Origin of the sequence: Clostridium sp. KLE 1755 (assembly GCF_000466465.2) — a bacterium.
GTDB classification, from domain to species: Bacteria; Bacillota; Clostridia; order Lachnospirales; family Lachnospiraceae; genus Eisenbergiella; species Eisenbergiella porci.
This window is the reverse complement of sequence record NZ_KE992743.1, coordinates 26,458-36,501: the sequence shown is the minus strand read 5'-3', so window position 1 is coordinate 36,501 and position 10,044 is coordinate 26,458. Positions and strand designations below refer to the sequence as shown.

Below are 10,044 nucleotides of genomic sequence, written 5' to 3'. Positions count from 1 at the left end.
AGGCCTGCCGCCGTCAGGAAGGTAGCTGCGATTTCCACAGAGCTGATAAAGGAATCTTCCGGATACCCCTTAAAATCCGCAACAGGCGGCTTGAGCAGGAACGGGACTCTCATCAGCGCCTCCGAACAGTACTGAGCCTTGGTAGCCACACCGAAATCGCCCATGTATTCCCCGTGATCCGAGGTGAACAGAATCAGGGTATCCTCATACATGCCGCGTTTTTTCAGCGTATCCAGCACTTCTCCGATTTTTCTGTCAATCAGCGTCATTTTAGCGTAATAGGCCTTTTTCATCAAACGGATATCCTCCGCCGTCAGCCCGTCCGGCGAAGTATGGTTTTTCAGATCCAGCTGTCCGAACTTTTTCGCGATGTCCAGATAATGGGGCGGTTTATTAAAAATATCCCTGATATTGGTATCCGGAAGCTCCATTTCCTCCTCATGATATCCTTCCGCATCCGGCAGTCCGATGCCGTCAAAGGGCATATGCGGCCCCGGGAAGGAAAGCGTCAGGAACCAGGGGCGATCCGCCGGAGCTTCCTTTTCCAGCCACTGCTTACCCCTGGTGCCGATATAGGAATCCACATGGTATTTTTCATCCGCAAAGAACTCATAAATACCCTTATCATTAATCTGGCGGTAAAGCTGGCTCCCTTCCGTAAATCCATTTTCCATCAGATAGGTTACATAGCTTGACACCCGGTCGGACACCGTTTTATTTGCAGGCTGTCCGAAATAGCCCTCAGTTATCTTATCGCTGATTACCTCTGGCGGAAAATGCTCATCCACGATATCCTCATAATCGTATCCCTTCTCTATTTTGGATTTCCAGAAATGCTGCTTACCGATAACCGCCGTATAATAGCCCCCGTCCCTCAGAAGCTTCATAAAAGTGGTTTCCTTTTCCGGCAGGAAACTCATATAGCCCGGCACGCCGCACTGGGAAGGGTATCTCCCCGTAAAAATAGCCGCCCTGGCCGGAATGCAGGACGGATTGGCGGTATAAGCGTTCAGAAAGCATACGCTCTCCCTTGCCATCGCATCCAGATGAGGCGTCAGGACCTGCGGATTTACATACCCCACCGCATCATAACGCTGCTCGTCGGTCATCAGGAACAAAATATTCGGTCTTTTTTTCATCATCCTTCTCCTTATTCTTTTCTATATTCGCTGTCTTTCATCTGCAGCCTGTATTAATTCCTGCGGCCTGTCCTTACCGGAAAATCCGCAGGGGTAGGAAAGCATGACACGCGTCCCCTCTCCCAGGATGCTTTCAATGGTAATGCCGTACTCCTCTCCGTAATACAATCTAAGCCGGTCATGGATATTTTTCAGCCCCACGTTCCCGTTTTCCGCGCCGTCGCGGCCTCCGGGAGGCTCCGCCAGCTTCCGCCTCACCTCTTCCAGCCTGGCCGGCTCCATTCCCACGCCATCATCTTCTACCTCGGCAAAAATAATATCCTCACGGCGGCGGATTTTCACGGAAATACAGCCTCCGCTCCCGCCTCTGCCCAGTCCATGGGAAATGGCATTTTCCACAATCGGCTGCAGGCATACCCTGATGATCTCCTCTTCCAGCAGTTCCTCCGGCACATCCACCAGACAGTCAATCCCGCCGCCGAAACGGGCATTTACGATTTTCATATAATTCTTAAGATTGCGCAGCTCCTCACCAATGGTGACGCCAAATCCCGGGCTGTGGGCAGCATAGCGGAACATGCCCGACAGGGCCACAATTACCTCGGATACCTGATACGCCCCGTAAATCTCCGACATGCTCTTTATCATATCCAGCGTATTGTACAGGAAATGAGGGTTGATCTGCATCTGCAGCGCCTTGATGGCGGCCTCGTTTTCCTTCAGCTGTGTCGTATAAACCTGATTGATCAGGCGGTCAATCTCCCCTGCCATATCATTAAAGGCCACACACATGTCCCCCAGCTCGTCATGGGTTTCCACCTGCGCCCGCACCTTGAAATCCCCTTCACGCACCTGCAAAAGGCTTTCCCGCAGCCTTTTGACCGGACGCACGATGGTTCTGGAAAAAAACAGGCTGGCTGCCAGAATAACGATGCCCGTCAGCCAGATAAAGGTCCCCGTCAGGCGGCTGAGCGCCCTTACATTCTCCTCCAGCCGTTCCAGCGTATCATAGAAAACGATGTGGATTCCCAGGTTTTCGATTCCATATTCCCATTTTACCAGACCCTTTCTGCCAGGCATCCGATCCTTCTGCGTAAGAAGCTGCGCGGTGTTTTCCATCTGCTCCAGCTCACCGTTTTTTGCATCAAAGCTGGTATAGAGAACCTTCTCTCCTTCCCGGATCAATATCCGGGTTTCCAGGACGGTGCCCAGCTCCGCAAACAGCTCATCGAATTTATTCCCGTCAAATACGATATACAGTATGCCCAGCGTCCCCTTGCGCGGGTCGGTATCATTCACCCTGCGGATATACACATATTTCCCGCTCCTGGATGAATCCAGTGACTCAATTGGCACCAGCACATGGTTTTTATAACGGTTGAGGGCAATCCTGTCGTCATACTGAAAGGGAATGACGTCCATATAGCCGCTGGAATTCATAATGTCCAGGTTGTCGCCATTGTGTCTGAGAAAAGTGACCTGATCCACATCGTCCAGGATATGGAACAGATCCAGATTCACCCGCACCTTCTTTTCCAGGAGCTGGCGGGCATTGTAATTATCAAGCGGCCCCACCGCGCCCCTGACAATGGCCTGTACGTCATTATCATAAAAAAGGTTGGAAATATACTCTATCTTTGTCAGATAATCCTCCAGCAGTATGGCCGTATTTTTTTCCGCCAGCTGGTTCAGCACCACGGCGTCCGACCGCAGCTTTTCGGAATATCTGGAATTGATGTAAAAATAAACAAGGCAGAGCGGAATCAGGGAAACGATCAGGAAGCACAGACACAGCTTCCTGTTCAGCCTGCTGCCAATCCATTTTTTCACATTTCCACCTCCCTGCCCGTTCCGTCTCTGCGCATCCGTTCCCGGTACTCCGTCGGCTTCATCCCCATAACGGAAGAAAAAACCCTGCTGAAATATTTTGCCTCCCTGAAGCCTACCCTGCTGCTGACAGCCGCCACCGGAAGCGCCGTATTTTCCAAAAGCGCCCTGGCCTGCTCCATGCGCACCGCCGTAAGGTAATCAATGAAATTACAGCCTGTCTCATCCTTGAATTTCTTGCTGAAATAGCTGGGATTCACGCCGTATTCATCCGCAATCTGCCCCAGGCTTAAATCCTGGGCATATTTTTCCCGAATCAGCAGCAATACCTTTCTCACAATATCGGAAACCGCCAGATATTCGTCCTCCTTCAGACAGGAAATCACCTTCCGGGTATAATCCTCAAACCGTTTACAGATGGACCGGATGCTGTAATGGTTCTTAATCCGGACGGACAGCTCATAGCCTTCTTCCATAAGGCTCAGATATTCCGTATCATTTTCCTTGCCGTAGCAGTCGTTGAGAAGCTTGATCACATCTCCTGTCAGGACAAAATAAAAATTCAGGCAGCCCGTCAGATCATAATCCCGCCTGACAAAAAGCTCCGCGCTCAGCCGGGAGCATTCCTCCAGCAGCGGCAGGCTCCGTGTCTGTATGGCGGAAAGGAATTCCGCATGCAGCTCCGACTCGGAAGGTATATGCTCCAGGGAGCGCAGCTTCTCCTCCCCTTCCTCCTCCAGATTCCCAATCAGCGCCTGCTTCGCTTCCTCCACAGCACAGTCCAGCCTGCTAAAATCATCGTGCGCCCTGCTCAGGCCGAATTCATATCTGTGCAAAATGCTTGCCAGCGCCGTCTCATTCACCGCAAAGCCTTCCGGGTGCTCAATTCCCGTGATCAGAATTGCCCAGGTAAAACGGTCTCTCTGGTGCAGGAATATCCGTTTTCCCGGACAGGCCTCCTCCATCTTTCTGCGCAGCGGTTCCCGGCTCAGCGCGGACTGCTCCAGCTGGCCTGTCTGAAGCAGGCCCAGTCTGTAAAAACCCGGATTTTCCTTTCTGCGCACAAAAAGCTCCGCCAGCTTTTCCTTGAGATCACTCTCCGGATTCTTCAGATATTCTGCCAGAACCACCTCCACGGTCCCTGCAAAATCGCTTGTTTCGCTTTCCCGCTGACGCTGCTCCTCCTCCAGAAGCCCTATGGCTTTTTCCACCGCCTCGTAGACCTTTTCCCGCTCCAGCGGCTTTAACAGATAGGCAAGCACATCCAGCTCGATGGCCTGCCTGGCATATTCAAATTCATCATAGCCTGAAATAATGATCGTTTTCGGCTTTTTCCTGCCCGATTCCTCCAGCTCCTTCAGCAGCGCAAGCCCGCTGGCCACCGGCATGTTGATATCGGTGATAAGGATATCGATCTGATCGGACTTCAGTTTTTCCAGCGCTTCTCCGCCGTTTTTACTGATTCCGGCCAGCTTTATGTCATAAGGGCTTTTAGCCAGCACATCTGCCAGCCATCGTCCCACCCAGTATTCGTCATCCGCAATCAATACCCTGTACATGAAAAAGCCCCCCTTACTGCCATTCTATCATCAGCGGGAAAGAGCCGCAAGAAATATTCCTGCGGCCCTTTCCCATCTGCCGGAAATCCCGGGATCCGGCTCCCCGCTTTTCTTTATTCTTTAATTCAATTTCAGGTTATTCTCTATCTGTGTATTCAGATCCTTAACCGCATTATCCACGGAATCCCCTGCCGCAATGTTGGCAGCATAGGTACGGGCATCCGCCCAGGGGCTGACCACTGCGGTATTGAAAGCGGAATCCACCCAGGGAACCATTCTGGCTGCCGCAAGACGCTCTGCCGCAGGCTCCACCACCGCATTGTCGGTGCTCTTGCCGTCTACGCGGGGGTTAAAGCTGTTCTGGCTTGCCACGTATGCATTCATGCTGTCCAGGCTGGTGAAGAATTCCACAAATTTTCTGGCCGCTTCTTTTTTCTCGGAAGCGCTGTTGATGCAGACACGGACGCCGGCATTAATCAGAATCAGGGAATCCTCATCCTGTACCGGGATGCCGCCCAATGTATAGTTCATATCCGGCGCGGCGTTCTCCAGACCTGCCACAAACCAGCTACCGCCCGGCATAAAGCCCGCTTCCCCTTTTGCAAATTCTGCAATATCATCCTGGCCCGGCGCATATACAAGCGCCTTGCTTCCGTCCATATAGCCCTTGGAAATCAGTTCCTCCACCACTTCATAGCCAGGTCTCATGACATCACCGAACATCAGCTCGCCGGTATTCATTTTAGCGATCTGCTCCATCTTATCCGGCGCCTGGTATACGGGGTCAAGGCTCTTTGCAATGGAAAAAATCGCCATGGCCGTCCCGTCCTTTGCGCCTGCCACGATGGGTGTCTTTCCTGCATCCTTCAGAATCTGGCAGTCTTCCAGGAACTCCTTGTAATTCTCAGGCGCCTTTTCAATTCCCACTTCATTCAGCACATCCATATTGGAGAACATGCCGAACACTGCAATTTCCATGCCCAGCCCGGGGATGCTGTCGTTGATTGTAAGCAGATCCTTTACCAGGCCGCTGTAATTTGCCACCACAGGCATATCCGTCAGATCCTCCACATAGCCTGCCTCCTGCATCTGGGGAAGGTAGTTGGGATTGGCAAAAAAAACATCATCGCCCTGGCCCGATGCCAGTCTGGCTGTCAAAACATCCTGATAACCGCCCGCATTGCTGATGCCTTCATAAACCACATGAATATCCGGGTTTTCCTTGTTGAACTGTTCGATTAAAGTTGGAATCGCGCCTTCCTCCGCACCGGTTTTGAAGCCGAATACCTTCAGCTCCGTTACCTCCCCCGTGCTTTCTGCGGGAGCCTGGCTTTCTTCCTGGGAAGCTTCTTTGGATGCTTCCGTGGTCTGCGCTGCATCCGGCTGTGCCGCGCTTTCCGCCGCAGGAGCTGAAGTCTTCTGTCCGCAGGCCGCCAGCAGGGATACCGTCATCACCGCCGCCATCATCAATGCTGTTTTTTTCTTTTTCATTCTGTTTCCTCCTTTTTCTTCTATATTTACCCCTTCACAGCTCCGCTGAGCATTCCCGAAATGATCTGCTTCTGTAAAATGAAGTATACAATCATCAGCGGCAGAATGACAAGCGTGGTGGCTGCAAACAGGATGTTCCACTGTACCGACAGGTCCCCTTTAAAGAAAAATACCGTAAGCGGCAGGGTCCTGGATTTTTCCCCCTGAGACAACAGCAGGGGATACATAAAGTTGTTCCAGACGCGCAGGGCAATTACAATAAGCAGCGTCACCATGGGCGGCTTAAGCAACGGAAAAACCACCTTCAGGAAGGTTTTCATCGGCCCCGCCCCGTCAATATAGGCCGCTTCCTCCAAAGTCACCGGGACCGTATTCACAAAGCCGCTGAAGAAAAACACAGCGTAGGCTGCATTGGCCCCGGTAAAAGCCAGAATCAGCCCGAATATGCTGTTGGCCACATGGAGCTTCTGCATCCACAGCACCAGAGGCACCATGGCCACCTGCTGCGGCAGCGCAAGCCCCATGAGGAAAAGGGCGTTCAGGATAAGGAAAAATTTCTTCCCTCGTTTTGCCCGCAGAATGGCGTAGGCTCCGCAGGCCCCTAAAAATGTGGTCAGCAGTCCGCTGCAGATGGTGAGCACCGTGGAATTGAACAATGCCCTCCCATACTTCATCTTCTCCGCGGCCAGCCTGTAATTTTCAAAGGCGAAGCTGGTTTTCAGGCTCAGCGGCTCTTTCGCCAGCAGCACGTCGTCCTTTAAGGACACAAGCACCATCATGATGACCGGATAAAAAACCAGGATACACACCGCCGCCATGAACAGAGTGAATATGACGCGTCTGATTTCTTTCTTTTTCATCCGTAAACCGCCTCCTCCCGTTTTTTCAGGATTCCGATAAGGCCCTGCCCGAAAACAACGATGACAACGGTCAGCAGCACCGTCAGCGCCGAAGCGTATCCGTGCAGCCCGCGGTTCATATTCACCACCACATAGGTTCCCACAGTTTCCGTGGAATTGAGCGGCCCGCCGTTGGTCATGGCATAAACGATATCGAATACCTTCAGCGACTGGGTGAACGCCAGCGTGATATTAATGGTCGTGGCAGGCGCCAGCATGGGCAGGATAATCCGTTTGAATTTCTGCCACCGGGAAGCCCCGTCGATGTCCGCCGCCTCCAGAATGTCAGAAGAAATACTCTGCAGGTTGGACATGTAAATCGTGGCGGAATAACCGATCCACATCCATACATGGGCAACGATAACGCATATCAGGGCCGTTTTCCTGTTGCCCAGCCAGGTGATATCCGTCCCCAGCAGTTTGTTTAAAATGCCGTCCGGCATGTAGATGAACTGCCAGATAAAAGCGACTACAATCGGCGACAGCATGCACGGCGCGAAGACCAGCATCCTCATGAAGCCCTGCAGCTTCAGTTTGGAATTCAGCGCCAGCGCAAACAGGATTGCAAAAAAATTCTGCAGCACCGTGGCTCCCAGCGCGAATAAAAAGGTATTGACCATCGCCTTGCGGAACACTCTGTCATGAAACGCCACATCGTAATTTTTCAGTCCCATCCATTTGAAGTCCAGGCTGATGCCGTTGAAATTCGTCAGGCTGAAAAACATACTGGACACTACCGGCAGCGCAAAAAACAGGATATACACCACCAGAATCGGAGACAGCAGAAGCAGATAAAAGTAAAAATTATGATAGGTCAGCTTCTTTTTCATTTCCCCACTCTCCTTCCCTTTGTTACTCTTAGTATAAAAAATGGGAAGGTATAAAAAAACTCCACATTTCTTATTTTCAGGGGGAGATTTTTTCCTTCCAGCCTCCGGCTTCCCCCTGGATGCCCTCTTCCTGTTTTTTCCTCTTTACAGAACATACGTTCTGTCCTATAATTTTCTCATGAAACAGATTATATTTCATGTAGATGTAAACAACGCGTACCTCTCCTGGGAAGCGGTTTACCGGCTGAAGCACCTGGGAGGGAGCGTGGATCTGCGGGAGCAGATCTGTGCGGTGGGCGGGGATTCCAGCAAACGGCACGGCATCATTCTGGCCAAATCCCTTCCTGCCAAGGCCTGCGGCATCCAGACCGGGGAAAGCCTGATGGAGGCCAGGCAGAAATGCCCCGGCCTGCTGATCGTCCCGCCCCACTACCGGCTCTACTCCCAGTGCTCCAATGCATTTATGGAAATCCTGCGGGAATATACGCCCGATGTGGAGCAATACAGTATTGATGAGGCATTTATGGACATGAGCGGCACCGGGCAGCTCTGGGGTGAGCCGCATTCCACGGCGGACGCTATCCGGGAACGGATCGAACGGGAGCTTGGCTTCACCGTAAATATCGGCATTTCTGAAAATAAGCTGCTGGCCAAAATGGCCTCTGACTTTCGCAAGCCCAACCGGACCCATACCCTTTTCCCGGAAGAAATCCCCCGGAAAATGTGGCCTCTTCCGGTCACCGACCTTTTTTTCGTAGGCCGCTCCACCTTTCCAAAGCTGCGCAGGCTGGGAATCTCCACCATCGGCGACCTGGCCCATACGGATCGTAAGCTTCTGCGGGCGCATCTGAAGTCCTACGGAGAGGTGATCTGGAATTATGCCAACGGATGGGATACCGCAATGGTGGAAAGCATCGCTCCCGCCAACAAAGGCTACGGCAACTCCACCACTATCGCTTTTGACATCTGCGGGGAGACGCCCGCCGCCATGGTGCTCCTTTCCCTGGCGGAAACCGTGGGCGCACGGATGCGCAGGGATGCGGTGAAAATTGAGGTGGTAGCTGTGAGCATCAAATATTCCGATTTTTCTTCCTGCTCCCACCAAAGGACGCTGCCTGCATCCACCAACATTACCAACGAAATTTACCATACTGCGCTGGAGCTGTTCCGGGAAACCTGGGACGGCATCACCCCCATCCGGCATCTGGGCATCCATACCGGCCGGGTGAAAGATCAGCCGGACTGCCGTCAGCTCCACCTGGCGGATCTGGACTGCTCTCCCCTCTACCGGGAACGGGAACCAGGCTTTGAAAAGCTGGAGCTTGCCGATACCATGGCGGACAGCATCCGCGCCCGCTACGGCATTGATTCACTCAAGCGCGCTGTTTTCGTAAAACAGGCCGCCATGGTGGATCACATGTCCGGCGGCATTACCAGGGATAAAATGGATGTGGATTACAGCAGGGAGACGGTTCTGTAGCTTTGCTTTCTGCTGCTCTGCGGCCTGAGTCTGCGGTTATGGGGAATTGAGGTTATGGAGATTGAGGCTATGGGAATTGAGGATGAAAAAAACTGCATTTTGGGACTGCGTTTTGGAAGCTGACAAGACAGATTTTTTCTGCGACAGACTGACTCTTTCATATAAATATGCTGTAAGATTTAACGGGAAGAAAGGAGGCGATTGGGTTGCTCATTCATACGGATAAAGATATCAATTATAATTCCGAGGCGGAATGGAAGCCCAAAAGAAACCGGAAGGAGATCGCCTGCTGCAGCTGGACGACCGCTTCCGGCCAGGTAACGCCTATTCTGTTCAAAATGCAGGATGAGGACGGCATCATACGCACCTTTGACAAAATCCATGTAAATCATTCTGAAAAAAAGCTCTATGCAGGAATTCCGTCCTATGAATTTGACTGCGACATCTTTGTAAACGGACTGCTTGTGAAGGTGCTGCTCCAATACTTCCCAGAGGACTGCCGCTGGACGTTATGCGAGACGGGGTAGAAGGGCTTTTGCGGCCGCCGGAAGGGAACAGAGAGCGGGGCAGAGACTTGGGAGGGGAAGCGGCGGCGTCCGGCCCGGGGGGAAAGGGGGCAGTTCCTGATTCGATTTCAAAAATGGGATAGTTCTAACAGCGTCATATCGTCTTTTTATGGCCCAACTGCTTGAAACTCCTCGCTTCGCTCGTCAGACAAAGCAGTTGAGGGCGGCCATAAAAAGGCGGTATGACGCTGTAAGAACTATCACCATTTTTTCGGACAAATCTGGAACTGCCCCCTTTCCCCCCGGGCCGGAC

General features: G+C 52.2%; 8 protein-coding genes. 2 read left to right on the top strand and 6 right to left on the bottom strand.

Annotated features, from left to right (window positions below):
• The 6 genes from HMPREF1548_RS21055 to HMPREF1548_RS21030 form a co-directional block, all read right to left on the bottom strand.
• The coding region (locus HMPREF1548_RS21055) for a sulfatase-like hydrolase/transferase (RefSeq protein ID WP_021638587.1) at positions 1-1,142 on the bottom strand (1,142 nt) is incomplete at its 3' end.
• Between the two features lie 18 nt (positions 1,143-1,160).
• Entirely contained in the window at positions 1,161-2,969 is a 1,809-nt protein-coding gene (locus tag HMPREF1548_RS21050; RefSeq protein WP_021638586.1) for a sensor histidine kinase, read from the bottom strand.
• Positions 2,966-4,525, bottom strand: coding sequence for a response regulator transcription factor (locus HMPREF1548_RS21045; protein WP_021638585.1), 1,560 nt, complete (start codon positions 4,523-4,525; stop codon positions 2,966-2,968). The genes HMPREF1548_RS21050 and HMPREF1548_RS21045 overlap by 4 nt, the downstream gene beginning before the upstream one ends.
• Positions 4,526-4,645: 120 nt before the next feature.
• Entirely contained in the window at positions 4,646-6,016 is a 1,371-nt protein-coding gene (locus tag HMPREF1548_RS21040) for an ABC transporter substrate-binding protein (protein WP_021638583.1), read from the bottom strand.
• 26 nt (positions 6,017-6,042) lie between these two features.
• On the bottom strand, positions 6,043-6,876 hold the full coding sequence (locus HMPREF1548_RS21035) for a carbohydrate ABC transporter permease (protein ID WP_021638582.1): 834 nt from the start codon (positions 6,874-6,876) through the stop codon (positions 6,043-6,045).
• Positions 6,873-7,745, bottom strand: coding sequence for a carbohydrate ABC transporter permease (locus HMPREF1548_RS21030; RefSeq protein WP_021638581.1), 873 nt, complete (start codon positions 7,743-7,745; stop codon positions 6,873-6,875). The genes HMPREF1548_RS21035 and HMPREF1548_RS21030 overlap by 4 nt, the downstream gene beginning before the upstream one ends.
• 178 nt (positions 7,746-7,923) lie before the next feature.
• On the opposite strand from HMPREF1548_RS21030, the gene HMPREF1548_RS21025 reads away from it, so the two are divergent.
• Positions 7,924-9,225: a DNA polymerase Y family protein gene (locus tag HMPREF1548_RS21025; RefSeq protein WP_035323275.1), complete on the top strand. Its 1,302-nt coding sequence runs from the start codon at positions 7,924-7,926 to the stop codon at positions 9,223-9,225.
• Positions 9,226-9,431: 206 nt separating this feature from the next.
• Complete coding sequence (locus HMPREF1548_RS21020) at positions 9,432-9,752, top strand: hypothetical protein (RefSeq protein WP_021638576.1); 321 nt, start codon at positions 9,432-9,434, stop codon at positions 9,750-9,752.
• The last annotated feature ends 292 nt before the right edge of the window (positions 9,753-10,044 follow it).

Bases quoted from the DNA above. Each gene is read 5' to 3' on its own strand.
- HMPREF1548_RS21045 (WP_021638585.1), bottom strand. From the start codon at position 4,525: ATGTACAGGGTATTGATTGCGGATGACGAATACTGGGTGGGACGATGG.
- HMPREF1548_RS21040 (WP_021638583.1), bottom strand. From the start codon at position 6,016: ATGAAAAAGAAAAAAACAGCATTGATGATGGCGGCGGTGATGACGGTA.
- HMPREF1548_RS21035 (WP_021638582.1), bottom strand. From the start codon at position 6,876: ATGAAAAAGAAAGAAATCAGACGCGTCATATTCACTCTGTTCATGGCG.
- HMPREF1548_RS21030 (WP_021638581.1), bottom strand. From the start codon at position 7,745: ATGAAAAAGAAGCTGACCTATCATAATTTTTACTTTTATCTGCTTCTG.
- HMPREF1548_RS21025 (WP_035323275.1), top strand. From the start codon at position 7,924: ATGAAACAGATTATATTTCATGTAGATGTAAACAACGCGTACCTCTCC.